Genomic DNA, 25,624 nt, shown 5'->3' on the forward strand with positions numbered 1-25,624 from the left:
TGCAAAGGGAGGATACTATGCAAAAACGTTCATTTCTGAAAATCATCCTGGCCACGACCATGTTGGCCGGTTCCTGGATCCCGGCGATGGCCGCCGGTGAATGGGACGGCCCGACCAGCGGTCCAGCCGGAGCGCCCGGCAAGTCAATCGTCGTCGTGGCAGCGGACATGAAAAACGGCGGTATTTTGGGCGTGTCCAACGGCGTCGAGGAGGCCGCCTCCCAGATTGGCTGGAGCATGCGCCTTCTAGATGGCGCAGGATCCATTCAGGGCCGCACAGCAGCCATCGGCCAGGCACTCGCGTTGCAGCCGGACGGGATCGTCATCAACGGTTTCGACGCGATTGAGCAGCAGGCGGCCCTTGAGGGAGTTGTGGCAGCAGGCATTCCGATCGTTGCCTGGCATTCCGGGCCGAAAATCGGTTGCGATGCGCCGGGCGGTATCTTTGCCAATGTGTCCACTGATGCGATGACCGTTTCGGAAGTTGCCGCGAACTGGGCGATCGAGGACGGCGGCAAGGATATCGGGGCCATCATCTTCACCGATTCCACCTATCAGATTGCGATCGATAAAGCTGATCGCATCAAGGAGACGATCGAAGCTGCCGGCGGTACGGTACTGGAATATGTCGACACGCCGATTGCCGACACATCCAGCCGCATGGGGCCGCTGACAACAAGCCTTCTGCAGAAATACGGTGACAGCTGGACACACGCTCTGGCGATCAACGACCTCTATTTCGACTTCATGGGTCCTGCTTTGGCATCCGCCGGGATTTCCAGCGAAGCCGGTCCTCAGGCCGGTTCCGCCGGTGACGGGTCGGAAGCGGCTTTCTTCCGCATCAAGACCGGTGCCTATCAAACGATCACCGTCGCCGAACCGCTCAACCTGCAGGGTTGGCAGTTGGTGGACGAGCTTAATCGGGCGATCCAGGGTGAGGCCTGCTCAGGTTACGTGACTTCGCCCGCTCTGGTGACGCAGGACGGCGTTGAAAGAATGGGCGACAGCACCGCCTTCGATCCAGACATTCCGTATCGTGAAGCCTATTCCGCCATCTGGAACAAATAAGGCTTCGCCAAGCGGGTCGCCTGACGCAGCCGCAGGCGACCTGCTGACTGAAACGACGTGTGCCAAAGAATTATTTTTGCGCGGCATTGCCGCGAACGGGGGAGGTGTACCCGCGTCAGGGTACCCGGAGGAACAACATGAGAATCTGGACCGCGACAGCCGCTGTTTTCTTGATAACCGTTTCGTCAGTGCTGGCGGATGACATCCAGGACCGTCAGGCGGCAATGGATCAGATCAGGGTCGGTGCTGCAACGCTTGTTCCAATGCTCAAGGGCGACAAGGAATTCAATGCGGACGTTGCCGCCCTGGCGCTACGGATGACCTACGCAGGATCCATCGCATTCCAAGGCAAATTTCCCGAAGGTTCGAATTCAAAGGGAGCCAATCCGGCCATCTGGCAGGACAAGCCGGACTTCGACGCCAAGGTTGCTGATTTCAAGGCCGATGCTCATCACGCGGTCGAAAATCTGCCCGGCTCGCTGGACCAGCTCAAAGCGGTCTATCAGCCGCTCCTTCAGGACTGCGCGGCCTGTCACAAGCTCTACCGGATCAAAGACAACTAAGCGATACCGGCCGCCAATGAGACCTGGCCGGCGCAAATCGAGAGGAAACTGGAGATGTCCGACGGATCATTTGTCCAGATGCGAAACATAACCAAGCGCTTTGGAGGGGTGACAGCTCTCCAGGGTGTCAACCTCGACGCCTATGAAGGTGAGGTGCTTGCGATCGTCGGTGACAACGGTGCAGGCAAGTCGACGCTGATCAAGATTCTCACGGGCGTCTATCAGCCGACGGAAGGGGAAATCTTCGTCGGCGGCAAAAAGCTGATCATGAACAGCCACTCCGATGCCATCGAGGAAGGCATCGATGCGGTCTACCAGACGCTCGCGCTGGCCGATCATCTTGACCCGGCATCGAACATGTTTCTCGGAAACGAACTGACGCGATCCTTCCTCGGGATCACCATGCTGGACAACAAACGGATGCGGTCGGAAACGGAACACGTTCTGTTCGAGCGTCTGGGCGTTCGTCTTCGCTCGCTCGATGTGCCGACATCAAGTCTGTCGGGGGGCCAGCGGCAGGCTGTGGCCATTGCGCGAGCGGTCTATCACGAGGGCCTTCGGGTCCTCGTGATGGACGAGCCGACCGCGGCACTCGGCCCGCAGGAAACGGCGCGGACGCTCAAACTTATCAAGGCGCTCAAGGCGCAAGGCCTTGCGGTGATTCTCATATCTCACTCGCTCGATGATGTTTTCGAAGTCGCCGACCGGGTTCATGTGCAGCGGCGCGGCAGATGTGCCGGTGTCGTGCACGTTTCGCAAAGCTCGCAGCAGGACGTTCTCGCCCTGATCGTGGGCGCGGAAGAAGCGGCGTAGGGAGGCAAAAATGGCAACGGCAACACAATCAAACGGGCCGACGAAATTCTCTGAGCGAATCGAGCCTTTCCTGGCAATCATCGGGCCTATGGTGATGATCCTGGCCATTTTGCTGTTCATGGGAATAGCAGAACCGGCGCGGTACTTCCGCCTCTCGAACCTCAACCTCATTCTGCTGGATGCGGCGCTCTACATGCCAATGGCGATGGCGATGACCTTCGTCATCACCCAGCGCGGGATTGATCTGTCGATCGGGTCGGTCGCAGCGCTGACATCCATCATCATGGCCTTTTTGATCAAGCAGTACGGCTTTTCAGCGCCGGTGGCGATTGCGATCGCCATTATTCTCGGCGCCCTGTTCGGCCTGATCAACGGTCTGGTGATTACCAAGTTCAAGGTACCCGATCTCATCGGCACTCTGGCGATGGACCTCGTCTACCGCGGTTTCGCGCTTGTCATCGCCAAGGGACTGGTGCTGGCGCGGTTTCCGGAGATCATGACCGATATCGGCCGCGGGCAGATTCCGGGCTTCATTCCGGTTCCGGTGGTAATCGGTCTGCTGACAATGGCAGTGGGTTACTGGCTGTTGAAGAAGACCTATTTCGGGCGTTACACGGTTGCGATTGGCTCCAATCCCGAAGCAGCCGAAATGACCGGTATCGCGGTCGACCGCTACAAGATCTATGCCTATGTCCTCATGGGCGCCTCTGCTGCACTGGCCGGGCTGATGCTGACCGGCAAGCTGAACGCAATTCAGGCGACATCGGCACCGTATTTCAACCTTCACGTCATTGCCGCGGTTGTCGTTGGCGGCACATCGCTCTTCGGTGGGCGCGCCTCGATGCTCGGGTCTCTTGCCGGTGTGTTGCTGCTGTCCATGATGATCAATGCGCTGGTGACACTGCGGATTGAATTCTTCTGGCAGTCTGTTGCCTCGGGCGTGGTGATCGTCTCCTCGGTTGCACTTTACACATGGCTGCAGAAGAAAGATCGCGACGGCGCGAAGGGCTTGCTGGCCGGATTGCAGACACCGGAAAGCATTCGCCTTCTGCGTCTTACGGGCGGCCTGATCGCCGCGCTCGCACTCCTGCTTCTCATTGGATCTCTGTTTGCTGGCAACACCGTTGCCAGCGGCTGAGTTCCCATACGCGGACTTCATCGAAAGGGAGGAATTTGTGATGAAACTGCTGAAATCGACACTATGCGTACTGCTCCTGACCGGGACCAGTGCCCTGGCACAGGGAAACCTGCCGCTAAAGGAGCTTCCCGGTCATGCCGACAGGGACTACTGGGTTCCTGGCGAAGTGAATGCCGAAGGCAAGCTTGAAGCCCTTCAGGCAGTTGTCGGAGCGGAAGGTGTCCCGTTCTCAGGTACCCAGGACAAACCAGTCGAAATCGCGTTGATTTACCCGTCAGCCGATACGTCTGACTTCTGGGCGCGCAACTTCCTGGCCATGACCAAGCGCCTGGACGAACTCGGGATCAAGTACAACACGACCGAGTTTGCCAGCCGTCAGATCGAGCATTCTTTGCAGTCCACCTATGCGAACCAGGTGCTGCAGGACGGCGACATCTACGACTACGTGATCTTCGGACCGTCGGAACTCGCCATCCAGGCCGACAACATCGACAAGCTCGCTGGAAACGACGAATTCACGACCTATGTCTGGGCATTTCATACCCCGCTGAAGGACCTGAAAAACCAGCCTGATGTCTGGTTCGACTTTTCATCGGCTGCCGGTGCGCTCACCATGTGCGACTATATGCTTGAGCGGCTCGGCAATGGCGTCACGATGGCCATGAACCGCGGCATCCCGGGGATCACGGACAATCAGCGCTCCGGCGACTTCAAGGACTGCGTCATGGAAAAAGGCGACTGGAAGGTTGCCTACGAGCACTATGGCGAATACCAGCGCGAAGGCGGCTTTGAAGGCACCAGCCTGATCCTTCAGGCCTATCCTGAAGCAACGATCATTCACAATGCCAACACCGCCATGGCGATGGGCAGCGTGGAAGCACAGATCTCGGTTGGCAAGGAAAAGGAAGTCTTCTCCACCGGTTGGGGCGGTACTGGCCTGGAACTTGACGCTATCCGCCGCGGCGAACTGGATGCGACCCCGATGCGCATGGGCGACGACGTTGGCGCTGCCACGGCAGAGGCCATCAAGGCTGATCTGGAAAGCAGGGCAGACGAACTGCCGCTTGTTTTCCTGGGCCGCATTACTGTTGCCCATGATCAAATGAGCGCCGAAGAACTCGACGCATTGCAGACAGAGGCGTTCCGCTTCTCCGGAGTTGGTGCTCTGGAGCGGTAAGACCTTGGTGCACAGGCCGATTGTCCGCCGTTCGATATGCGGGCGGATTGACAGGCCATAAGTGCAAAAAGAAGCGCTACCGGTATACTCCTCGCCGGTAGCGCGCTTTTTTACAGCATCAAATTGCAAAAGAGGACACATAATTGGCGAGAGACGGCGCAAAACAGGGACCGGTCACGATGCGGGATGTCGCCAGGGCCGCCGGTGTTTCCCGAATGACCGTTTCGCGTGCGCTGCGTAAGGACAGCCCTGTCTCGCTGAAGACCCGCGAGCACATCTTGAAGGTCGTACGGGACATGAATTATGTCCCGGACCAGATGGCCGGCAGCTTGACGACCCGAAAGTCCGGCTTTGTCGCGACCCTGCTTCCCTCGCTAAACAATCTGCACTTTGCTTTGACTGTTCAATCCCTTACGGAAGAAGTTGAAGATATTGGTTTGCAGATTCTTCTTGGCCATACGGACTATTCTGCAGCACGGGAGGAGGAAATCCTTGAGACGATGCTGCGACGCAGGCCCGAGGCAATTATCCTTTCCTACGATGGGCATACTGAGCGTACCGTCGAGCTCATGAGGAATGCCAACGTTCCCGTTATCGAGATCTGGGAAAAACCCGAAAATCCGATCGAGCACACGGTCGGCTTTTCCAATTTTGATGCAGCCTACCGGATGACCGAACAACTGGTCGCGCAAGGTTACAGCCGGATTGCGTTTCTTGGGGAAGGCCAGGACGACTGGACGCGCGGAGCAGCCAGGCGAAACGGGTTTCTCAAGGCAATGCAGGACAAGGGTTTGTCCGCGCACCGAATGATCCGGTACGGAATACCACCACTCACTATCGACAACGGGTCAGATGCTGCCGGTCAGATTCTCGCCGACTTTCCAGACACAGATTGCGTTTTCTGCGTGTCTGACGTTGCCGCCTTCGGTGTCCAGAGCCGGTTGATATCCGAAGGGCGCCGTGTTCCGGGCGATATTGCTGTTGCCGGATTTGGAAATTTCGAAGTGTCCAGATTTTCTGTCCCAAAAATTTCGACCGTTGTCGTCGATCCGATCCGGATCGGCAGCGAAGCTGGTAAACTTCTGAAAAGACTTTTTCTTTTGGATGAAGCCAGCGCTGGTCAGCCGCAACATATCCACGTTGCCGCAGAGGTTGAATTCCGGCAAAGCACCTGATTGAGCTGCCTTAAGGGCAACGCGGAAAGCCTGTTCTTGATTTTTTTCTTGTTACCGATAACATATGTGCTAATGTGACCGGTAACAAACAAGAATTGTGACCGGTCACAAAGACAGTTTGCGTCGCATCGCGACGCCCCTGGAGGAAAGATGCCGCAAATCCGACTTGAAAACCTCGTGAAGCGATATGGGAATTTCGAGGTGTTGCACGGGATCAATCTGGAGATGGAAGAGAACGAGTTTACGGTGCTCGTTGGTCCGTCCGGCTGCGGCAAGTCCACCACGTTGCGCATGATAGCGGGTCTGGAATCAGTGAGTGACGGAGAGATCTTCATCAACGAAAAACCCGTCAGCAATCTGGAACCGAAGGCACGGGACCTGGCCATGGTGTTCCAGGACTACGCGCTCTATCCGCATATGAATGTTGCGAAAAACATGTCCTTTGCGCTTCGGCTGCAACGCCGCCCGAAGAAAGAAATCGATGAGAAGGTCGGCGTGGTTGCTGAGATGCTCGGCCTTACCAAATTTCTGCACAGGAAGCCGGGCGAACTTTCGGGCGGCCAAAGGCAAAGGGTCGCCATGGGGCGCGCGCTCACGCGCGATGCCGGAACCTTCCTGTTCGATGAGCCCCTTTCGAACCTCGACGCCAAGCTGAGAGGGCAGATGCGCGCCGAACTCGCGCTGATGCGTCAGCAAGTTCAAAAGAACATGATCTACGTCACCCACGACCAGATCGAAGCGATGACGCTTGGCGACCGGATCGTCGTCATGCATGGCGGCTATATCCAGCAGCAAGGAACGCCTGAAGAGCTGTTCAAACGGCCGGCCAACAAGTTCGTGGCGGGCTTTCTCGGGTCTCCTCCGATGAATTTTCTGGAAGCCGAAGTGCAGGATCTGTCCGACCGCTCGTTCGTGAGCGGAAAAGGGTTCGAGCTGGTGCTGCCGGAGGATAAGGCGGCAGCGGTCGCGTCATCGTCGTCCAAGGCCGTGACCCTCGGAATCCGGCCGTCTGATCTGCACTACAGCCCGGATGCCGAAGATCACGAATCCGTCGATCTGCAAGTGATCGTCTCCGAATACATCGGCGCACAGTCGGTGCTCTTGTGTGATTGCGGCGGCCAGAAAGTTGAGGTCGAGCTGAAGTCCGAAACGCCCATCGCGTTGGGCGAAACATTGAGATTTGCGGTCAACAGGGAGGGCATTCACATGTTCGACCGCGAAACAGAGGTTGCCATCAGGTGATCTGAACCTTGCTGTTAAGGGAGGAATGAATGCTGAAATATCTTAATTCGACAGTCTCAGCCATTGCCGGGCTCGCGCTCGGGGCAACGGCTGCGCTTGCAAATCCATATGAGGAGCATGCTGGCGAGACACTGGTCGTCAATTTCCCGGCCCATCCGCATTTCGATGCAGTTATGAAGGTCCTGCCGGAATTCACCAAGGAAACTGGAATTCGTGTCGAGGTCGACCAGCTTCAGTATCTGAAGATGCGCGAGCGCCAGACCCTTGAACTGACCAAGAACCGCGGCGACTACGACCTGATTGCCTATGTGGTCTTTTCAAAAGCCGATTACGTTTATGCCGATCAGCTTGAAAACCTTGCGCGGTTTTTCATGAACCCGAAGCTGGCTGATCCGAATTACGATGCCGATGACCTGATCGACGGCTATGTTGCCAATATTGGCGTTGCGGGCGGCAAAAAGGGCTATCTGCCCGGACCGACCGGATCGCTGTTCGGTCTGCCTTTCGGCTCGGAAACCTCTGTCCTGGGTTATCGGAAAGACATTTTCGACAAACACGACCTCAAGGTTCCGGAAAGCTACGATGAGCTTCTTGAACTTGCGTGCCTGATCCCTGAGCTGGAGCCGGGCATGGGTGGACTGGCATCACGTGCCGCCTCCGGTCACCATGCTAGCCATGCGTTCCTTCTGCACCTGGCGCCGCTCGGTGGACGCATCTTTGACGATGAGTGGAAGCCGATCGTCAACAACGCGGAAGGTGTGCAGGCTGCAGAGGCCCTGAAGAAAATCGTCAACTGCGGTGCGGAAGGCTCCAAAACCTTCGGCTTTGCGGAAGCGGGTGCATCGTTCCTGCAGGGTAATTCGGCAATGTTCCTGGACTCAACGGTCTTTGCGGGACAGGTCAACAATCCTGACAAATCCAAGGTTGTCGGTCTCGTTGAATGGGCCCCGCATCCGGTTGGCGTGAGAGCCGGCTCCCAGACGGGTGGCTTCGGCATCGGCATTCCGAAGAACGCCCAGAACAAAGACGCCGCTTTCCTCCTGATGCAGTGGCTGACGAGCAAAAAGGCGGACAAGCTGATTGCCATGGCTGGCGGAAATCCGTCCCGCTACTCAACCCATGCCGACGCTGAGGTGAACGAAAAGTTCCCGCATATGTCCACTTTCGGTGAAGCGCTCAAGAATGCCGATCCCGACTGGCGTCCGATCATCCCTGTCTGGGGCAAGATCAATGCTGATCTCGGTACGACCCTTTCGAAGATCATCACCGAGGACGCACCGGTTCAGGAATCTCTTGACGGTGTCGCAGAGCGCACGCAGGCGCTGATGGATGACGCCGGGTACTACACCTGGACACAGTAAATCCAACGCTGCCCCGCGGCGCTGCCGCGGGGCTCTCAAAAAAATCCTCACTGAAAGTGATCTGCAATGAGCGTTGCGATCAAAGCCAATCGGCTGACCCCTTACATGTTTCTGGCGCCTGCAGGTGTGATCCTGGTTTTCGCGCTGCTCTATCCGATCGGCTACATGGTTTATGCCAGTTTCCTCGACTGGAGCCCGAGCCAGCGGATCGGGCAGGCCGAGTTCATCGGCTTCCGCAATTACGTAAATCTTTGGGGTGATGAAGCCTTTCGCGAGAGCTTCTGGGTTACCATTCGGTTTGCCGCGATCGTCGTGACGCTCGAGATGTTCCTGGGGGTCGGTCTGGCTCTGCTTCTGGACCGGAACCTCAAAGGCATGGCAGTGCTCCGGACCGTCTTTATCCTGCCAATGATGATCGCGCCGATCGTGGTCGGTCTGATGTGGCGCTACATGTATCATCCGACCGTTGGCATCTTTAACCGCACACTCAAGAGCATGGGCTTTGAGGGCGTACCCTGGCTGTCCGACAGCACATGGTCATTCATCGCCATCGTGATTGCCGATGTCTGGCAATGGACGCCCTTTATTTTCATTCTTGCCCTCGCGGCCATGCAGTCACTGCCGCGTTCGGCGCTGGAAGCGGCGGAAATCGACGGCGCGAGCGAATGGCAGAAAATTCTGCTGATCAAGCTGCCGCTCATGATGCCCGTTTTGATCGTCACGCTTTTGTTGCGCCTGATTGACGCCTTCAAGGTGCTGGAGGTGATCCTCGTACTCACCAATGGCGGTCCCGGCCTGTCGACCGAAATTCTCGCCCTACGGATTTTCCGCACGGCTCAGGAATTCCAGGAACTGGGGGAGGCGGCTGCCATGTCCAATCTCCTTCTGATGCTGTTGATGGCGCTGACCATCGGGATGTTTGCCTATAACCGCGTTCAGGAAGCCCGTGTCGCACGCCAACGCGCAGCCGCCGAAAAGGACGACGACTGATGTCCGCTCAAACGGAAAAACAGAACCCGGCCTTCTACGCTCTTATCGCTGCGCTTGTGGTAATGAGCGTCGGTCCGATTGCGCTAATGCTGGCAACGTCGTTCAAGACCAATGTCGATGTCTATGACGCTTCTGTGTCGGCATTCTTCTTCTCACCGACGATCAAGAACTACGAGACGGTATTGTGTAACTTTCTCTGGTACGAACCGGCGCATGTCGACTATTGCGACCCGACCTTCGGGCGCGCGCTCGTCAACTCGCTTATTGTCGGCCTCATCTCAACCGGCCTGACCCTGACGATCGGATGCATGGCCGCCTATGCGCTTGTACGGTTCAAGTTCATGGGACGCGGCGCGGTCTCCATGACGACACTCCTGATGCGCATGGTTCCGCCGGCTGTTCTGCTGGTTCCTGTTTTCGGGATCTGGACGTTTCAATACGGTCTGGATCAGACCTATGCCGGCATCATCCTGATCTATACGGCTATGAACCTGCCTTTCGTGATCTGGATCCTGCAGAGCTTCATTGTACAGGTGCCGATCCAGCTTGAAGAAGCCGCGCGCATGGACGGTGCCAACCCGTTCCAGGTCTTCTTTCTGGTCGTCCTGCCGATCATTCAGCCCGGGCTCGCCGCCGCCGCGATCTTCACCTTCCGCATCGCCTGGAACGAGTTCCTTCTGGCTAATGCGCTGTCAGGCCGGTCGACGAGAACGGTGCCGGTCACCATCGTCAATTCGATCACGGAATACGACATCAACTGGGGTGTCATCATGGCGACGGGTATGCTGCTTGCCATTCCCCCGATCCTGTTCACCTTCGTGGCGTCCAAGCAGATCATCACCGGCATGACGGCAGGAGCCGTCAAGGGATGATCCTGGAGTGGCTGATATCCCCGATTGATCCGGCCAGATCACATGATATCGGCCTTGCCCTTTCCTGGCATGCCCGCTTCATGGTTCTCGGCTGGGGGATACTTGCTCCTCTTGCAATCATGATGGCGCGGTTTTTCAAGGTTCTGCCGGGACAGGACTGGCCCCGGGAGCTGGACAGCAAGACCTGGTGGCGTGCCCACTGGATGTCGCAGACCATGGTCGTCATCCTGTCCGTGATCGGCCTGGTTCTTATCTGGATGTCATCGCAAAACAGCGGCACGGCGACCCTGCACCGGCTGTTTGGGTACTCCGTGCTTTTCCTAGCCGCGGTTCAGGCTCTTTCCGGCATTTTCCGGGGCAGCAAGGGCGGGCCGACAGACCAGAAATCGAACGGATCTTTGCGCGGCGATCACTACGAGATGACACAGCACCGGCTGGTCTTCGAGGCCGTCCACAAAAGTTGCGGATACCTTGCGCTCATCCTCATGATCGGAGCGATCGCGAGTGGCATGTGGGTGGCAAATGCGCCAAACTGGATGTGGCTCGGTCTGTCGATCTGGTGGACAGCTCTTGCAGTTGTTTCTGTTCACCTGCAGCGGCAAGGGCGGGCGATGGACACCTATCAGGCCATTTGGGGGCCCGGATCTGAACACCCGGGTAACCGGATGAAAAAGCAGGGGTGGGGTACAAGACGGCCCGACTTCCCTCAACAGTCGTTTGATAAGCAGCGGGAAACGTGATGTTTGGCGTTTTGGAAGGAACCGGCTTTGAAGTCATCGAGCCGGAATTTGAAGCTTGTTTTGTGGGACATGCGCGGGTTGAGCGCCTTTGGACAGGTGCGCGCTGGTCCGAAGGGCCAGCGTGGTTTCCCGCCGGGCGCTACGTTGTCTGGTCGGACATTCCCAACAACCGCATCATGCGCTGGGACGAAACCGACGGCTCCGTTTCGGAATTTCGCAGCGGATCGAACAATGCCAACGGCAATACCGTTGACACCCAGGGACGCCTTGTCACCTGTGAACACCTGACCCGCCGCGTGACACGGACGGAACACGACGGTTCTGTCTCGGTGATTGCCTCCCATTGGAACGGCAAAAGGCTGAATTCGCCAAACGACGTCGTTGTGAAGTCCGACGGATCCGTCTGGTTCACCGACCCCTCCTACGGCATTTTGATGGACTATGAAGGTGATCGCGCAGAGAGCGAAATCGGGGCCTGCAACGTCTACCGAGCCGATCCGGAAACCGGCAGCGTTGATCTGGTCGCGTCCGACTTTTTCAAGCCGAACGGCCTTGCATTTTCCGCGGATGAAAACTGGCTCTACGTGTCGGACACCGGCATAACGCACGATGAGGACGGTCCGGCCCATATCGAGAAGTTCAAGGTCGGTGCAGACGGAAAGTCCCTCGGAGATCGTAGTGTTTTCGCAAGATGCACTGCCGGAATTTTCGACGGTTTCCGTTTTGATCGTGAGGGAAGGATCTGGAGCTCAGCCGCAGATGGCGTTCATTGCATCGATGGCGATGGCGTCCTGATCGGCAAGGTGCGCATTCCGGAATTGGTCGGCAACGTCTGTTTCGGCGGCCCAAAACTGAACCGGCTGTTCATTGCCGGCACAAGTTCGCTCTATTCAATCTATCTGAATGTGAACGGGGTCAAATAGGAGTTTATTCCGGTTTTTCGGCCAGCTAGCGTTCGGCCTCTGCCGTTTTCCGGCGGGTATAGAGCATTCTTTCCCGGTAAAAGATGATCAAGCCGGATGCGATGATGATTGATGCGCCGAGGACAGTCCATTCATCCGGCAGCTGATCGAAAACCAGATAGCTGGAGATGGTCAGGTAAAGAATGAACACATAGCCGAAAGGCATCAGCAGATTGGCCGGCGCCAGGCTCATCGCGTTGGTCAGAAACTGGTGTCCCACCCATCCCAGAATGCCCAATCCGATCAGGACACCCCACTGAAAGCCGGTGGCGGGGTTCTGCCATTCAGCGATGGCGAATGGAACAAGGGCGAAGGTCCCAACGAGACCCGTATAGAATTGCATGGTATCCGGAGGAACGGTTCCTGCAAGCTTTCGGGTCAGGATGGAATAGAGCGCGAAACAGAAGGCGGCCGACAAAGACAACAAGACGGCAACATGAAAGTCATCGTCGAACGGACGGATCGCAATTGCGACGCCGGCAAATCCGACCGCCACGGCAGACCAGCGTATCAGCCCGACGGGTTCACGCAAAAGCGGCCAGGACAGCACGCAGATCATGATCGGAGCAGAAAACAGGATGGTCGATGTCAGTGTCAGGGGCAGATAGCGCAGCGACGCGAAGTTAAAGACGGTGGACGCCGTCAGAAGCGCGCCGCGCAACACCACGAGCCAGATCCTCTCGCAGCGCAGTTGCCTGAAATCGAAATCACTGGCGGCAAACAGACCCAGCGAAATCACGAAGTGTCCGAAATAGCGCATGAACGACAATTGCAGGGCGCCCAGTCCCAGGACGCCCAGCCATTTCGAGCTCGTGTCAATACAGGCAAACATCAGATTTGCGATAAGTATCAGGAGGATGCCGACGAACGGCTTGTCCTCCAGGGCCTTGGATGCAAAGCGCGCCATTGCGTTCGGGCTTAGCCCTTTTCACCGGTTTTGAATTGCTCGGCGAAGAAGTCGACCTGCAACGGCACGAATTCGTCACCCCGGCCGGATTCGATCGACATGTCGAGCGCTGTCTTGGCCCCGTTCGCCATGATCGATTCCACGCCGAGGCTTTCCGCCATGTCGGTATAATATCCAACGTCCTTTCGCGCATTGCGGATCGAGAAGGCGAGTTTGTTCGGGTCACCGTCAATCGCGTAAGCCTTGACGAAATCCATCATGCCGGAATGGAGCGGACCGGCGGCCATCACGTCATAGACTTTCTGGCGGTCAACGCCTGACTTGTCGGCCATCGCGAACGCCTCAGCCATTCCGTTTGCAACGGTCTGAGCGAAGAAATTGTTGATCAGCTTGACCGTGTGTCCGGTTCCAAGTGCGCCGAGATGGAAGACGTTCTCGCCAAGGTCCTTCAGGACAGGCTCAACGCGTGCATACGCACCTGCATCACCGGAGCACATCAGGTTGAGCAGTCCTTCCAGCGCGTGAGAGGGGGTGCGCCCGATCGGGCAATCGAGATAAACGGCATTTGCTGCCGCAACCGCCTCTCCGATTTTTTTCGTTGACGCGGGCAGGGACGTACCGAAGTCGATGACGATCTTGTCCGGGCTGAGACCGGCGATCACGCCATCATCACCATACATGCGGCTCTCCACGGAGGCAGAAGTATCGACGCACAACATGACGATGTCGCTCGCAAGCGCAACGTCTTTGGCACTTTTCACTTCGCCGGCACCGCGGGAGACCAATGCCTCCACCCGTTCCCTGGATCGGTTTGCTACGATGGTCAGCGGGTATCCCTTGTCCAGAAGGCGGTTGCACATCGCTGCGCCCATAAGGCCAATGCCGATAAATCCGATCGTCGGTTTCGTCATGTCTCTGTTCCTCAACTGATAAAGTGATCAGACAATTTTTGCGTTTGATGCGGGTGCGGTAACCGGTATTGGCCTGCCGCTTTGGGCGGCCGCTCGAACTGCTTCCACAAGGCGCAAGGCCTCCAGTCCGTCACGGCCCGAAATTTTGGGTTCCGACTCATGTCCGTTGATGAGTTGTGCGAAATGCGTCAGTTGCTCGTGCAGCGGGTCAACCCTTGCGACCTGAAGCGTATGATCTTTGAGAGGCCGCGACCAGTCTCCCTCGGCATCCTTTGCATCCGTCCAGACGCGCAGACCGGGGAATTCAAAGCTGCCTGCAGTACATCCGATGCGCCAGGACGAAACTCCGGTTTCCGCGATTGTAGGGTTCTCGCCACTCGCGCCCTCAAAACTCCAAGGCGTCAATGCCGCGTCGGTGAGCATCACACTGGCCATCACGCCGCTTGCAAAGCGAATGAGAATGGCTGCGCTGTCTTCGATCAGGCTGCCGCGTGCATGGCTGGATACCATGGCCTGAACTTCCCGGACAGGACCGAACAGTCCGACCAGGAGGTCCGCCTCATGTATAAAATTTATGAGAAGCGGTCCGCCGTCCTTGTCACGGCGCCAGGCCCCGGCCTCGAAGTAACTGTCCGGTTTGCGCACGGCCCAGATAAGCGATGCGGAGACGGGGGCGCCGAGGGTCTGCGAGTTTATCAGGTCCATTGCCTTGTCAACGGACGGGTGATATCGGCGATGATGGCCGACCAGCAGAGGCAGCTTGCGCTCTTCGAATGCCGCGACCAGTTTCTCGCCGTTGTCGACGGTATCTGCTACGGGCTTTTCGATCAGCGTGGACCAATTCCGGTCGAGACACTTCAATCCTGTCGGCAGATGATCAGCATTGGGTGTTGCAACGATGGCTGCTGCGCAGTCGTTTGCCGGCACATCTTCAAGCGATTTCACGATCCGGCATCCAAGCTCATCGGCGAGGTGCTGACGCGACGGGTCAGGATCGACGATCCAGGCAAGCTCGAAGTCAGGGTGAGCGGCGGCATTGCGCGCGTGGCGTTGTCCAACGAGACCGGCCCCGATAACGGAAAGGCGAATGGGATCAGTCCTGTTGTGCAATTCCCGACTCCAGGGTGCGTCGTTTCTGGTGAGATCGGCTCAAGCGCAATAAGGTGCGTCGTTGCCCCAGCGATGTTGCGGAATGTGGTCACTATGCGCGAGACGGTGACGCGTGTCTTCCCACATTTTCTGCCACACGCGCCAGTCCTTCAGCTCCGTCTCTGGATGCTTGCGGGAGCGTGCGACAAACTCTGGAAAATGGCTGCGCCCGGAAGGTTGGCCTGTCACGTGGTAGCGAAGGTCGAATGACCACCGGTAGCCGTCGCTCTTGTTGGAGAGCGATCCATGTGGCGTCAACGGGTGAAATATGATCGCGCCGCCTGCCTTCACCGGGGCTGGAACCGCGTTTTCCCTGGGCAGGAACTTTTCGGCGATGCCAACCTGAGACCTGGAGCAGTGCGGGAGCATCTCGCCATAGTTGCCCGAGGCAACCTGAAGACAGCCGTTTTCGACGGTTGCGTCGGTGATTGCCAGCCATACGGTCACGAAAGTCGTGTCATCCGCTTCCTGCAAGGTGACACCCTGGTCCTGGTGCCAGTCGGTTGCGATGACATGTGCCCGGCTTTCAGAGGCATTCACAGCGCTCTGCGGTGGCTTTATCCGGACGTGCTGGATAGGGTTCGACGATATCTCGGGACCGATGAGTGCTTCCACGCAGTCCAGAATGTTCCTGTTGGTTGCCATTTGAAAAACTGCCGGCCCGAAATGCATGGGCGTTTCGTCGGTGATGCCGTCATGAGGCAGGCTGATATCGAAAGGCTGGTACCAGTCGAACCCACCTCGAAAACAGTGGTCCAGTTTCTCCCAGAAGCCCATGTCCGCTGTCGGTGCGGGGACCTTTCCCTCCTTCAGCCACCGATCGTATAGATCGTTCATCAGGACGCTGTATTCGTCACGGACCCTGTTCAGAGCCGTGTCGTCGAGCAAATCCTCCACGACGAGATAACCTTGCTTCTGAAACAGTTCGATATCGCTTTGCGTCAGCATGGTGTCAGTCCTCAAAGCAGCAGAGTGACGATTGTCGGCCAGATCAGCAGAACCGCGAGCGCGACCAATTGTACTCCGATGAATGGCAGAAATCCTCGGAAAATGTCTGTAAGCGATATATGCGCCGGTGCAACCGACTTCAGATAGAAGGCGGCAGGCCCGAATGGCGGCGAAAGGAAGCTTACCTGCATGTTCATGCAGAACAGGACGCCGAACCAGATGGCGACATGCTGCGGTGACAATGTGCCGAGAAAGCCGATTTCATCGATTGGCAACCGCTTCACGATCGGCAGGAAGACCGGAATGATGAGTAGGACGATACCGACCCAGTCCATGAAGGCGCCCATGAAGAGCAGGATCACCATCATCGTGAGGATCACAAGCATCGTCGGCATTTCCGCGCCAATGATGAGCTGGGCGATATAGGTGGGTCCACCAGCCAGCGTGTAGGCGCCGGCAAGTGTCGCTGCACCAATGGTCACCCAGATGATGGTCCCGGTGGAGCGCAGGGTCCGCATCATGGAGACCCACAGAAGGTCGACAGACGCTTCGCCGCGGAAAAGGGCAATGCAGAAGACCGCGACCGCGCCCATTCCGGCTGCCTCGGTGATACCTGTGACACCGCCGTAGATGGACCCAAGCACGATGCCGATAACAGCGAGTGGCGGCACGAGGCCCTTGCCGTGTTCCCAGCCGGAGGCGGTTCGCTGGCGTCCGGCTACCATGAAGATAAACAGAAGTGCCAGAGCGCCGATACCGATCAGCCAGGGGAGGTCGGAGACCATCCCAAGGGGAGGCGGCTCGAAGGCCTCAACCGAGGGATCGTTCCGTCCCATCGCCGTCAAAAAGGCGATCCGGGCGATCAGGATCGCCATCACGCCGGAAACGACCACGCTGACAAATCCGCCGAACATCAGCAGCTTTTCACCACCCTCCGGATCGCCTTCGCGCGGCTCGGGAAGGGGGGCCTGAGACGGGTCCAGCTGCGTGCGCACAACAATGTAGATCATGATGAAGCTGGCCAGCATAAAGCCGGGAATGAAGGCGCCGGTGAACAGCGCTTTGATCGATGTCTCGGTGATGAGACCGTAAATGATCAGAACGATAGATGGCGGGATCATGGTACCGAGTGAGCCGGAAGCACAGATTGTTCCGATCGCAAGGTTCTGATTGTAACCGAGGCGAAGCATCTGCGGCAGCGCGATCAGGCCAAGCAGCACCACTTCGCCACCGATGATACCCGACATGGCCGCCATCAGGACCGCCATGATCGAGGTAACAATTGCAACACCTCCGCGCGCCCGGCTCAGCCAGAAGTCGAGACTGTCATACATCTGCTTGGCAATGCCGGATCGTTCAAGAAGCGCTGCCATGAAGATGAACAAGGGCACGGATATGAGTACGTACTCCGTCATCAGGTCGAAGATTTTCTGCGTCAGCAGATAAAGCGGACCTGTTCCCGGGTTGCTGGTCAGGAGACCCGTGCCGAAACTGGTCGGGTCGGTCAGCAGCGTGGGCTCGAACTTCATGATCATGACCAGCGCGGCCAGAATGGCCGACGCGAAGCCGAGCGGCATGCCTATGCCGAGCAGAAAAAGAAGTCCGAATACAAGGACAATTGAAATCGTGCCGACGTCCATTACTTTGCACCCACGCTTTTCTTGATTGCTTCGAGCTCTTCTTCATCGATGATGTCGGGCTCTTCCATTTCGGTGGGCTGCTTGTTCCAGTCGGCAATCAGATTTGCGACGGCTTGTAGGGCGACGAGGACGACGACGACGAGGATCATCGGCTGGATCGTCGCAGGGATCGGCGGATCGAACGCGGTCCCGAACATTTCCCAACGGTGAAACTTGATAGCGAAGACCTGCTTGTAACTTCCGTAGACCAGGAAAAAGGCGAACAGGCAGATCATGGCCACCGATATGACATCGCAGGCGTGCCGAAGCGGTCTCGGCAGGATGTCGTAAAGAATGAAAATGCGGATGTGACAGCGTTGCTGCATCGCATACAGCCCTGACAACAGGAATACGAAGCCGGCGATCCAAAGTGTCAGTTCGTTGGCCCACAAGGTCGGAGCTTCAATCACGTAGCGCAGAAAGACCTCGTAAAGCATCACCAGGGTCATGATGATGATCAGCAACATGACAACGCGGCCGATGAACAGGGCAAAATAATCTAGCCGCGTGTAGTCCGGATATTCCATCTGGGCATGAACAACGCTGCGCATGCCGACTATCAGAAGAACGGGTAGAAGCAGCAAGGCCGCCCAATCGATGAAGTCCATCGTCCCGCCAAACAGGCCGGGCAATCCGCCCGAAACGTCTTTGCGCTGGTGCAATTCGGTGATCTGCGCGGTCATGCTCTCATTGGCATGAGGGAAAAAGTCGAGAATATAGGCGGGACCATGCCAGATGATCCAACCCGCGCAAACTGCAAACGCGACTGGAAGTGTCCACTCTCGCAGTCCGCCAGACTTTTGCTCCGTCATCTTTTCCCCCATCGAAACATGCCGGTCCGCACGTGTATTATCCTTTTAAATTCTATTCACGTCGCAGTTTACGACGGCTCGTTTCAACCCCTTCAAAACACGCTGCGCAGTTCGCCATGCCGTCCCTTTGATCACCAGCAGGGTGTACCTCGGCGGGCAGCTTGTCCCTGTAAGTGTTGCAGCTCAAGGGGTGAGGGGTCGAAAGTGGCGGCAGGAAGCGTTTCCTGCCGCCACATTCATTCAACTAGCCCTGTGGCTTATTGCATTGCGCCCAGGTCACGCAGGAATTGCAGGTGGCTTTCCAGAAGCTCCTGAGATTCCGGAGTGGTCGCGAATTCCTTCCAGGATTCCTGCACGGCCTGACGGTAGATCGCCAGATCCTCGTCGGACCAGGTGTTCAGTGCGATACCTTTTTCACGGAGTTCCTTCGCCGTCTGGGCGTTCTTCACTTCGTTGATGGTGGAATTCTTCAGGCCAAGTGCCTGCATTCCGACCTTCAGGATCGCCTTGTGGTGATCCGGCATCGCGTCCCAGACGTCCTTGCGGCAGGCAAGGTGGTCAGCCGGCATGGAGTGGAAACCAGGGTAGTTGGTTTCCGTTGCAATGTCATAGAGGCCAAGACCGACATTGTTGGTGATGTTGGCAGCGTCCGCACCGTCAATGATACCTGTCTCAAGTGCCGTGAAGATCTCGTTGAAGTCCATCACAATCGGCGATGCGCCGAGCTTTTCGAAGATCAGCGTGATCACGCCGGGAGGCGAGCGGAATTTCCAGTTTTTCAGGTCATCGACGCCTTTGAAGGACTTGGTCGAGGACAGGGACTCAGGGCCCGGGATCCACCAGCCGATGAATTCCATATTGTTGGCGTTGTAAAGCTCGTTCAGCTTGTCATAACCGCCGCCGTGCAGCAGCCACGCATATTGCTGATAAGGGTTCTGATAGCCACCGGTAAGGTCGCCTGCGAACTGGAACGCCGGGTTTTTACCGGTCTGGTACGCGCCACCCGTCATGTCGCAGTCGAGAATACCCGTTGCTGCGGCGTCAAAGGTCTCGGCGGACTTCACGACGGAAGACGCGAAGAACATCTCGATTTCGATCTCACCATTTGACATGGCGGTGACGTCGTCGATGAACTCCTGAGCCATCTGGCCGGAGAGCGTTTCCGTGGAGAAGTGCGTCTGGATGCGCAGCTTCGTGCTGTCTTGCGCGCTGGCATCCGTCACAGCGCCCATGGAGAGCGCGAGACCGGCTGTTGCCACGCCTGCAAGCATAGTTCTCGTTAGTTTCTTGAGCATACCTTATTCCTCCCAAGTTGCTCCAAAAAGGCCTGCGGCTTTTATGTTGCCGTAGGCCCTGTTTGCTGGTTTTCCAGCCGTTTCCTCCGCCGGGCATGAATGCCGCGACGGAGCTGCTTACCCCCTTCGCCGTCACTCCCAGGACGGCTCCGACAGTCGTTGTGCGTGCGGGTGGATACACCGTTCCGCATTATGCCGCTCCCCGCTGTCCCACGGACAGCAAATCCTCTGCTTCAAGTTTTGTCCAATCGAAAGTGACACCTACGCCTGGCTCGTCCGGCGCAACCGCTCGTGACTGATCCAGTTGAAGCGGGCGCTCGGTGTAGTGTTCGATTGGAAATGAATGCACTTCCAGCCACCCTTCGCTTCCCAGGCCTGAAAGCAGGCTTACATGCAATTCCTGGATGCCGTGGCTGCACACGGGTGTGCCGTGAATGCCCGCGAGCCTGGCCGCCTGCAGGAAGCCTGTAATGCCGCCGCAATTGGAGGCATCCGGCTGAATGAAACTGAGCGCGGATTGCTCAAGAGCGTATTCGAACTCGTGAATTGTGTGCAGGTTCTCACCCATTGCCAGGGGCGCGCCGGTGGTTTCTGCGATCTCCGCATAACCCTTGTAATTGTCCGGAATAATGGGTTCCTCGAACCAAAGAATGTTAAACGGCTCGAAGGCGTGAGCTGCTTCGATGGCCTCACGGACGCTCATGGAATAGTTGGCATCGACCATAAGCGCCGTGTCCGGTCCAATCAGGTTTCGAACGGCGGCGACACGCTCGACATCCTGTTCCAGCCCGGGCTGCCCGATCTTGATTTTCACGCCGTTGACGCCGCGGTCGAGATAGCCCTGAACGCTTTCAAGCAGCTTGGGCAGGGGGAATGCCAGGTCGATGCCGCCGCAATAGGCTTTGCAGCTACGTCCCTTGCCTCCTGCCATTTTCCACAACGGCAGGCCGGCGGCTTTGCCGCGCAAATCCCAAAGCGCAATGTCGAGGGCCGAGATTGCAAAGGAAGCTATTCCTCCGCGCGCGACATAATGGACGTGCCATTGCATCGCTTCATAGAGCGCTTCCACATTGCCGGCGTCCTTGCCGGCCAGGAACGGTGCCAGGTCGTGTTCGATCATCGCTGCGATCGCGTGGCCACCCTTGCCGCCGGTGTATGTGTAGCCGGTTCCTTCCCGGCCATCGGCGAGGATGACGGTCGCGGTTACGAGTTCAAAATGGGTATGGTCGCCGTGTTTGGCATCCACCAAAATTTCGGCGAGCGGAATGTGAAACAACCTGACGGATACACTGACGATGGTTGTCAAGGTATCCCTCCCAAGACGCCAAGAACACTTCGTAATTTATTATTTGGTTTGACCAAGTTCGGTGAGGAGAGCGCGAATTGAAAGACGAGTCAAGGGCGTTTGGCGGCACTCGAGTTAAATCGATTTAAAAAAAATGCTAAGTGTCTATTTTTTATAGGTTCTTTTGTTGATTTTTGGGTGTTGCCGGGAGGGGGTTGCTTCGGTTAGGGCGGGCGCATAGCATTGTGGTCAAAGCAAACACGAGTTTGGTACAATCAAATTGGAAACCGTGGCGATACCGGACAACCAGGGGGGAAAGCGTGCTGCGGACGTTATTGTGACCGCCCTGGAAGCACGCATAACGTCAGGCGAGCTGGAGAATGACAAGCCGCTTCCGCCCGAACGTGACCTCATGGAAGAATTCGGAACGTCTCGCACAGTGGTCCGCGAAGCCATCTCGTCGCTTGCCAACCGTGGACTGATTGAATTGCGCCCACGCTTCAGGCCCATCGTCAGAAAGCCGGATTACGGAACGCTGTTGAGCGCGACCGGAACAATTGTCCGCTACCTCTTGAACGAGCCTGGAGGGGTTCAGAACCTTTATCAAAGCAGAGTGTTTATCGAGCGCGGCCTGGTCAGGGATGCGGCGCTCAACGCCACCAAGGAGAACATTTCGGATCTCAAGGCCGCGCTTCTTGCCAACGAAAAGGCGCTGGACCACTCTGAAGAGTTTTTCCGAACGGATATCGCCTTCCATGGCGTCCTTTATCGCATCGGCAACAATCCGATTTTTCCGGCAATGCATGAGGGCTTCACGTCCTGGTTGTCGCCGAACTGGGCGCGGATGACGCGATCCGATGACCACAACAGGTCCGTCTATCTGGATCACAAGGCCATTTACGATGCCATCCTGGAGAGGGATCCTGCGCGTGCTGAAGAAGCTCTAATCGCGCATCTGAGTGCTGCCTGGAGTTATGTGGAGGAGACGTTCTAAATCAAACGCGCCGCGCCTGGATTGATCGCTCCCAACCCGTTTTGAAGAGCGGTTCCAGTCTCTCCTTTGCCCCGGCAACTGAGCAGATGCGGCGAAACAGCTATGGGCAGCGGGTGTCTTCCGGACCCGCCCGGCGCGGCCAACTATTCGATGCCGTTGTTTGAAATCCCGCATATCGATGCCGGCAGACGCGTTTTGCCGGCTGTGTACGTTGTGCAACCGGAGGATTTTGGATGCAGAAAACTGGTGTTATCGGATTGGGTGACATGGGCTCTGGGCTCGCTAAGAACCTGATCGCAAATGGGTTTGAAACCAAGGGCTTCGACCTTTCTCCTGACAGATTGAATGCATTTGCCGCCATGGGCGGGAAGACCGCGGAGAGCGCCGGCGCTGTCGGTAATGGATCCGATGCGGTTTTTGTCATGGTCATGAACGGCGATCAGGTCAAAGATGTGATCTTCGGAAAAGGCGGCCTGCGAGAGACAATGGCGCCCGGCAGCGCGATCATACTTTCGGCAACCATCAAACCCCGGGAAGGGCGCGAAGTCGGCGAAATGCTTGACGGCAGCGGGATCCACCTGATCGACACACCCGTTTCGGGCGGGTTCCCCGGGGCGCAGGGCGGAACCCTGACGATGATGGCGGCCGCACCAGATGCGGTTCTGGACGAATTTGCACCCGTGATGGAGGCGGTTTCGGCAAACATTCACCGGGTAGGACGCTCTGCAGGCGACGGTCAGACGGTCAAGGCGTGCCTTCAGTCCCTCATAGGGGCTCAGTTCTCCGCCACTTTCGAAGCGGCTGCGCTTGCAGCAAAGGCCGGCGTTCCCGGACAGGTCATACTCGACGTCTTCTCGACCTCTTCGGCCGGATGCGGCGTCGTCAACAATGCCTTGCAGAAAATCATCGACAGGCAGTTCGAGGGCACCGGCAGTCATATCAACACGATGCACAAGGATCTCACCATTTCGATGAACCTGGGGGAAGAACTTGGCGTGCCGCTTCACACGGCCGCTGCCGCCATGCAGATCTTCCACGCGGGCAAGACGAAATACCCGAATGGCGACAACTGGATCTGCACACGGGTCATTGAAGAAATCATCGGGGCTGAACTCCATCGCGAGGAGGCAAAGAAAGCATGAAACTCGGTGTCATTTGCGACGGAATCAGCCGTGATCTCGCGCACGCGCTGACCGTGATGGATGAGTTCGGTCTCGACTATGCGGAGCTGCAGTTCGTCGGCGAAAAGGAAGTCGGTGATCACTCGGCCCAGGAGATTGCCGGGATCAAGGCCTTGTTGGAAAAACACGGCAAACCGGTCAGCTGTCTGTCCCGGCATGTCTTTGCCGGCATGACAACGGCGAACAAGCCGGGAGATGCGCTCCATACCACACATATGGATGCGTTGAAGCGTGTCATGGAAATGGCGCATGAGCTTGGTTCGCCGCTGGTCCGGATCATGACCAACAAAAAGGAACAGATCCTCTGGGGGAAAGGTGGCGCTGAAAAGTGGAATGTCGCCAAGGGCGCATGGGATGCAAGCCTGCCCCTGATCGCTCCAGCTGTCGAACTAGCAAGATCGGAGGGGCTGACGCTTGTCGTGGAAACCGGCAACGGTACGATGGTCAACTCCAACTACACCGCACGCAAGCTGATCGACGACCTCAATGCCAAGGACGCGCTCAAGGTCCTGTGGGATCCGGCGAACAACTGCTGGTGCCACGAGCAGGCCTATCCGGATGGCTACAATGAGTTGAAAGGCGGCTATCTCGGCCATGTCCACATCAAGGACGTTCTTGTCGACACGCCTCGTGCCACGCTTGAGGTGAAGCGCATGGGCGAGGGGCAGCTTGCGGATATGTTTGAACCGATGGCCGCTGCTCTGAAGGCCGATGCCTATGACGGTGTCATCTCCTTCGAGAGCGTCTACCATCCTGGCAACGGCGACTTCGAGGCCGGGTTCCGCCTGTGTATCGACCGGTTCAGGAAACTCTTCGGATAAGGTGACGGGTTCTGCCGATCATCTGCCCGGCGCTGAAGTCAGCGCCGGGCCTTTCAAACGACACGCCGGTTACGTGTTTTCCAGTTCCGCGATCAACTCGTCGGTCGTGACCTGGCGGCAATACCCCTTGATGGTTTTCAGGGAGTTGTCATGTCTTTCACGGGTGTAGGTCAGGCAGGCATCTGTCACCTGCGTGACCAGATAGCCGAGATCGCAGGCGTCGCGGATCGCACTTTCAACGCACTGATCGGTGACGATGCCGCTGATCACAAGCTGCCGAATGCCAAGATTGCCGAGCACGTAGTGGATATGCGTGGAGACGAAGACGGAGGAGGAGGACTTGGGAAAGAGGATCTCATCGTCTCCCGGTTCCAGCTCGTCGATGACCTTCCCGTCCCAGGAACCCTTGGGGACATTGAAACCCGTGATCTTGTAATCGAGACTGCGGTCGCGCCCGTCTTTCGTGAGGCTTTCGATCGTTGTGTACATCACTTCGACGTTGCGCTCGCGGCAGGCCTTCTGCAGCCGCTGCATGTTCGGCACCACGCGGGTCTTCATTTCCGAGAAGAACCAGCCGTATTTCCGGTCGAACTCCTCGTCGGACAGTCCGTCGAATTCCGCACCCCTGCGATGCGCGGCAAAGTTCTGGACGTCTATGAAGAGCAGGCCGGACTGCTCCGGCAAAAGCGGCACTTCGCGTGTGAGCATCATTTCCTTTTCTCCAGGACGTCCTTGAAGGCGGCGGTCAGATGACCGGCCCAAAGATCCTGGCCTTCCTCGGTGTCGATAAGATCGTTGCGTATTTCAATCAGGCAGTGTGCAAGGCCGCGCGGTTCCGCATGGCGCGGGATGAACCAGTCGCTGTCTTCTTCGATCATGTAGGGGACATTCTTGCCGACAAGCATCCGGTTGTCGCGTCTTTGCATGGTTGCCGCGATGATATCGGCGGTCTCTGGGTCCATCCTTGAAAGAAGACCCAGATGCCAGGGGCGATGTTTGCCGAGATAGACCGGCGTGAAGGAGTGGATGGCAAAGGCCGCCCGTTTCGGGCGATCATCCAGTATCGCCGTTAACGCGGCATCATAGGGGTCGAAGATCGTTCGCTTGCGGATCAACCGTTCCTCAGGCGAAAGGTTCTTGTTTCCGGGGATCGCAATATCCTCGCTGACGTCAGGCGTCGCGTCGGGCGCGTCGAAAGGGCGGTTGCAGTCATAGACGAGCCGTGAATAGCGCTGTTTAATCAGATCTGCGCCGAGATTTGCCGCAATCCGCTCCGAAACGGCAAGCGCTCCGATATCCCAGGCAATGTGCCGGTCCAGATCTGCCGGCGTCAGCCCGAGGCTGCCGAGCCCTTTGGGTATCGCGCGCCCGGCATGTTCACACACAAGCACCACGTCCGCGTCCGCGCGCCCCCTGATGCACTCAACCGGCTCCGGATCGGAGTCGGAGAGGAAGGTTTTGCCCATATTTTCCGCGGAATATGCCGCTTCCTTGAGCATGTGGAGCTCCAGAGGGGTTTTGATAATCTTTTTTCATTTCGTC

General features: G+C 57.3%; 25 protein-coding genes. 15 read left to right on the forward strand and 10 right to left on the reverse strand.

Going from position 1 to position 25,624, the window contains the following annotated elements; translation table 11 throughout:
- Window positions 1-17: 17 nt before the first annotated feature.
- The 12 genes from Q0915_RS04675 (at window position 18) to Q0915_RS04730 (ending at window position 12,061) form a co-directional block, all read left to right on the forward strand.
- Window positions 18-1,067, forward strand: a complete 1,050-nt coding sequence (locus Q0915_RS04675) for a substrate-binding domain-containing protein (RefSeq protein ID WP_299473929.1) — start codon at window positions 18-20, stop codon at window positions 1,065-1,067.
- Between the two features lie 137 nt (window positions 1,068-1,204).
- Window positions 1,205-1,630, forward strand: coding sequence for a cytochrome c (locus Q0915_RS04680; RefSeq protein ID WP_299473931.1), 426 nt, complete (start codon window positions 1,205-1,207; stop codon window positions 1,628-1,630).
- A 54-nt stretch (window positions 1,631-1,684) separates the two neighbouring features.
- On the forward strand, window positions 1,685-2,443 hold the full coding sequence (locus Q0915_RS04685; RefSeq protein WP_299473934.1) for an ATP-binding cassette domain-containing protein: 759 nt from the start codon (window positions 1,685-1,687) through the stop codon (window positions 2,441-2,443).
- A gap of 10 nt (window positions 2,444-2,453) precedes the next feature.
- Window positions 2,454-3,581 (forward strand): ABC transporter permease, encoded by a 1,128-nt coding sequence (locus tag Q0915_RS04690; protein WP_299473937.1) that lies wholly within the window; start codon window positions 2,454-2,456, stop codon window positions 3,579-3,581.
- Between the two features lie 40 nt (window positions 3,582-3,621).
- On the forward strand, window positions 3,622-4,758 hold the full coding sequence (locus Q0915_RS04695; RefSeq protein WP_299473940.1) for a substrate-binding domain-containing protein: 1,137 nt from the start codon (window positions 3,622-3,624) through the stop codon (window positions 4,756-4,758).
- 143 nt (window positions 4,759-4,901) lie between these two features.
- Window positions 4,902-5,933: a LacI family DNA-binding transcriptional regulator gene (locus Q0915_RS04700; RefSeq protein ID WP_299473942.1), complete on the forward strand. Its 1,032-nt coding sequence runs from the start codon at window positions 4,902-4,904 to the stop codon at window positions 5,931-5,933.
- Window positions 5,934-6,083: 150 nt separating this feature from the next.
- On the forward strand, window positions 6,084-7,175 hold the full coding sequence (locus tag Q0915_RS04705) for an ABC transporter ATP-binding protein (protein ID WP_299473944.1): 1,092 nt from the start codon (window positions 6,084-6,086) through the stop codon (window positions 7,173-7,175).
- Between the two features lie 29 nt (window positions 7,176-7,204).
- Window positions 7,205-8,536: an extracellular solute-binding protein gene (locus Q0915_RS04710; protein WP_299473946.1), complete on the forward strand. Its 1,332-nt coding sequence runs from the start codon at window positions 7,205-7,207 to the stop codon at window positions 8,534-8,536.
- Between the two features lie 66 nt (window positions 8,537-8,602).
- On the forward strand, window positions 8,603-9,526 hold the full coding sequence (locus Q0915_RS04715) for a sugar ABC transporter permease (RefSeq protein WP_299473949.1): 924 nt from the start codon (window positions 8,603-8,605) through the stop codon (window positions 9,524-9,526).
- Complete coding sequence (locus Q0915_RS04720) at window positions 9,526-10,398, forward strand: carbohydrate ABC transporter permease (RefSeq protein ID WP_299473952.1); 873 nt, start codon at window positions 9,526-9,528, stop codon at window positions 10,396-10,398. The genes Q0915_RS04715 and Q0915_RS04720 overlap by 1 nt, the downstream gene beginning before the upstream one ends.
- Window positions 10,395-11,138, forward strand: a complete 744-nt coding sequence (locus Q0915_RS04725; protein WP_299473955.1) for a cytochrome b561 domain-containing protein — start codon at window positions 10,395-10,397, stop codon at window positions 11,136-11,138. The genes Q0915_RS04720 and Q0915_RS04725 overlap by 4 nt, the downstream gene beginning before the upstream one ends.
- Window positions 11,138-12,061: an SMP-30/gluconolactonase/LRE family protein gene (locus tag Q0915_RS04730; protein ID WP_299473958.1), complete on the forward strand. Its 924-nt coding sequence runs from the start codon at window positions 11,138-11,140 to the stop codon at window positions 12,059-12,061. Before Q0915_RS04725 ends, Q0915_RS04730 begins: the two co-directional genes overlap by 1 nt.
- A 25-nt stretch (window positions 12,062-12,086) precedes the next feature.
- On the opposite strand, the gene Q0915_RS04735 is transcribed toward Q0915_RS04730, so the two are convergent.
- The 8 genes from Q0915_RS04735 to Q0915_RS04770 all read right to left on the reverse strand — a co-directional run bounded on the left by Q0915_RS04735 (window position 12,087) and on the right by Q0915_RS04770 (window position 21,107).
- Entirely contained in the window at window positions 12,087-13,007 is a 921-nt protein-coding gene (locus tag Q0915_RS04735; protein ID WP_299473961.1) for a DMT family transporter, read from the reverse strand.
- 11 nt (window positions 13,008-13,018) lie between these two features.
- Window positions 13,019-13,918, reverse strand: coding sequence for an NAD(P)-dependent oxidoreductase (locus Q0915_RS04740; RefSeq protein ID WP_299473964.1), 900 nt, complete (start codon window positions 13,916-13,918; stop codon window positions 13,019-13,021).
- 27 nt (window positions 13,919-13,945) lie between these two features.
- Window positions 13,946-15,028, reverse strand: coding sequence for a Gfo/Idh/MocA family oxidoreductase (locus Q0915_RS04745; RefSeq protein WP_299473967.1), 1,083 nt, complete (start codon window positions 15,026-15,028; stop codon window positions 13,946-13,948).
- 39 nt (window positions 15,029-15,067) lie between these two features.
- Complete coding sequence (locus tag Q0915_RS04750; RefSeq protein WP_299473969.1) at window positions 15,068-16,015, reverse strand: phytanoyl-CoA dioxygenase family protein; 948 nt, start codon at window positions 16,013-16,015, stop codon at window positions 15,068-15,070.
- 11 nt (window positions 16,016-16,026) lie between these two features.
- On the reverse strand, window positions 16,027-17,655 hold the full coding sequence (locus Q0915_RS04755) for a TRAP transporter large permease subunit (RefSeq protein ID WP_299473971.1): 1,629 nt from the start codon (window positions 17,653-17,655) through the stop codon (window positions 16,027-16,029).
- Entirely contained in the window at window positions 17,655-18,506 is an 852-nt protein-coding gene (locus Q0915_RS04760; protein ID WP_299473973.1) for a TRAP transporter small permease, read from the reverse strand. Before Q0915_RS04760 ends, Q0915_RS04755 begins: the two co-directional genes overlap by 1 nt.
- A gap of 257 nt (window positions 18,507-18,763) precedes the next feature.
- Window positions 18,764-19,801, reverse strand: a complete 1,038-nt coding sequence (locus Q0915_RS04765) for a TRAP transporter substrate-binding protein (RefSeq protein WP_299473975.1) — start codon at window positions 19,799-19,801, stop codon at window positions 18,764-18,766.
- Window positions 19,802-19,991: 190 nt separating this feature from the next.
- Window positions 19,992-21,107 (reverse strand): mandelate racemase/muconate lactonizing enzyme family protein, encoded by a 1,116-nt coding sequence (locus Q0915_RS04770; protein ID WP_299473977.1) that lies wholly within the window; start codon window positions 21,105-21,107, stop codon window positions 19,992-19,994.
- Between the two features lie 268 nt (window positions 21,108-21,375).
- On the opposite strand from Q0915_RS04770, the gene Q0915_RS04775 reads away from it, so the two are divergent.
- The 3 genes from Q0915_RS04775 (at window position 21,376) to Q0915_RS04785 (ending at window position 24,082) form a co-directional block, all read left to right on the forward strand.
- Window positions 21,376-22,080 (forward strand): FCD domain-containing protein, encoded by a 705-nt coding sequence (locus tag Q0915_RS04775; RefSeq protein WP_299473979.1) that lies wholly within the window; start codon window positions 21,376-21,378, stop codon window positions 22,078-22,080.
- Between the two features lie 233 nt (window positions 22,081-22,313).
- Window positions 22,314-23,222 carry an NAD(P)-dependent oxidoreductase gene (locus Q0915_RS04780; protein WP_299473982.1) on the forward strand — a complete coding sequence of 303 codons (909 nt, stop codon included), beginning with the start codon at window positions 22,314-22,316 and terminating at the stop codon, window positions 23,220-23,222.
- A complete protein-coding gene (locus Q0915_RS04785) occupies window positions 23,219-24,082 on the forward strand; it encodes a sugar phosphate isomerase/epimerase family protein (protein WP_299473985.1) in 864 nt (287 codons plus the stop codon). Before Q0915_RS04780 ends, Q0915_RS04785 begins: the two co-directional genes overlap by 4 nt.
- Window positions 24,083-24,151: 69 nt before the next feature.
- On the opposite strand, the gene Q0915_RS04790 is transcribed toward Q0915_RS04785, so the two are convergent.
- On the reverse strand, window positions 24,152-24,793 hold the full coding sequence (locus Q0915_RS04790) for an isochorismatase family cysteine hydrolase (RefSeq protein ID WP_299473988.1): 642 nt from the start codon (window positions 24,791-24,793) through the stop codon (window positions 24,152-24,154).
- The gene (locus tag Q0915_RS04795; protein WP_299473991.1) at window positions 24,790-25,581 is read right to left on the reverse strand and encodes an N-formylglutamate amidohydrolase; all 792 of its coding nucleotides are present in this window, start codon (window positions 25,579-25,581) and stop codon (window positions 24,790-24,792) included. Before Q0915_RS04795 ends, Q0915_RS04790 begins: the two co-directional genes overlap by 4 nt.
- Between the last annotated feature and the right edge of the window lie 43 nt (window positions 25,582-25,624).

Source organism: uncultured Roseibium sp. (genome assembly GCF_947494555.1).
Classification (GTDB): domain Bacteria; phylum Pseudomonadota; class Alphaproteobacteria; order Rhizobiales; family Stappiaceae; genus Roseibium.

Bases quoted from the DNA above. Each gene is read 5' to 3' on its own strand.
- Q0915_RS04750 (WP_299473969.1), bottom strand. From the start codon at position 16,015: ATGCTGACGCAAAGCGATATCGAACTGTTTCAGAAGCAAGGTTATCTC.
- Q0915_RS04675 (WP_299473929.1), top strand. From the start codon at position 18: ATGCAAAAACGTTCATTTCTGAAAATCATCCTGGCCACGACCATGTTG.
- Q0915_RS04685 (WP_299473934.1), top strand. From the start codon at position 1,685: ATGTCCGACGGATCATTTGTCCAGATGCGAAACATAACCAAGCGCTTT.
- Q0915_RS04790 (WP_299473988.1), bottom strand. From the start codon at position 24,793: ATGATGCTCACACGCGAAGTGCCGCTTTTGCCGGAGCAGTCCGGCCTG.
- Q0915_RS04725 (WP_299473955.1), top strand. From the start codon at position 10,395: ATGATCCTGGAGTGGCTGATATCCCCGATTGATCCGGCCAGATCACAT.
- Q0915_RS04705 (WP_299473944.1), top strand. From the start codon at position 6,084: ATGCCGCAAATCCGACTTGAAAACCTCGTGAAGCGATATGGGAATTTC.
- Q0915_RS04690 (WP_299473937.1), top strand. From the start codon at position 2,454: ATGGCAACGGCAACACAATCAAACGGGCCGACGAAATTCTCTGAGCGA.
- Q0915_RS04730 (WP_299473958.1), top strand. From the start codon at position 11,138: ATGTTTGGCGTTTTGGAAGGAACCGGCTTTGAAGTCATCGAGCCGGAA.
- Q0915_RS04760 (WP_299473973.1), bottom strand. From the start codon at position 18,506: ATGACGGAGCAAAAGTCTGGCGGACTGCGAGAGTGGACACTTCCAGTC.
- Q0915_RS04735 (WP_299473961.1), bottom strand. From the start codon at position 13,007: ATGGCGCGCTTTGCATCCAAGGCCCTGGAGGACAAGCCGTTCGTCGGC.
- Q0915_RS04710 (WP_299473946.1), top strand. From the start codon at position 7,205: ATGCTGAAATATCTTAATTCGACAGTCTCAGCCATTGCCGGGCTCGCG.
- Q0915_RS04755 (WP_299473971.1), bottom strand. From the start codon at position 17,655: ATGGACGTCGGCACGATTTCAATTGTCCTTGTATTCGGACTTCTTTTT.
- Q0915_RS04795 (WP_299473991.1), bottom strand. From the start codon at position 25,581: ATGCTCAAGGAAGCGGCATATTCCGCGGAAAATATGGGCAAAACCTTC.
- Q0915_RS04765 (WP_299473975.1), bottom strand. From the start codon at position 19,801: ATGCTCAAGAAACTAACGAGAACTATGCTTGCAGGCGTGGCAACAGCC.
- Q0915_RS04780 (WP_299473982.1), top strand. From the start codon at position 22,314: ATGCAGAAAACTGGTGTTATCGGATTGGGTGACATGGGCTCTGGGCTC.
- Q0915_RS04715 (WP_299473949.1), top strand. From the start codon at position 8,603: ATGAGCGTTGCGATCAAAGCCAATCGGCTGACCCCTTACATGTTTCTG.
- Q0915_RS04785 (WP_299473985.1), top strand. From the start codon at position 23,219: ATGAAACTCGGTGTCATTTGCGACGGAATCAGCCGTGATCTCGCGCAC.
- Q0915_RS04720 (WP_299473952.1), top strand. From the start codon at position 9,526: ATGTCCGCTCAAACGGAAAAACAGAACCCGGCCTTCTACGCTCTTATC.
- Q0915_RS04680 (WP_299473931.1), top strand. From the start codon at position 1,205: ATGAGAATCTGGACCGCGACAGCCGCTGTTTTCTTGATAACCGTTTCG.
- Q0915_RS04695 (WP_299473940.1), top strand. From the start codon at position 3,622: ATGAAACTGCTGAAATCGACACTATGCGTACTGCTCCTGACCGGGACC.
- Q0915_RS04740 (WP_299473964.1), bottom strand. From the start codon at position 13,918: ATGACGAAACCGACGATCGGATTTATCGGCATTGGCCTTATGGGCGCA.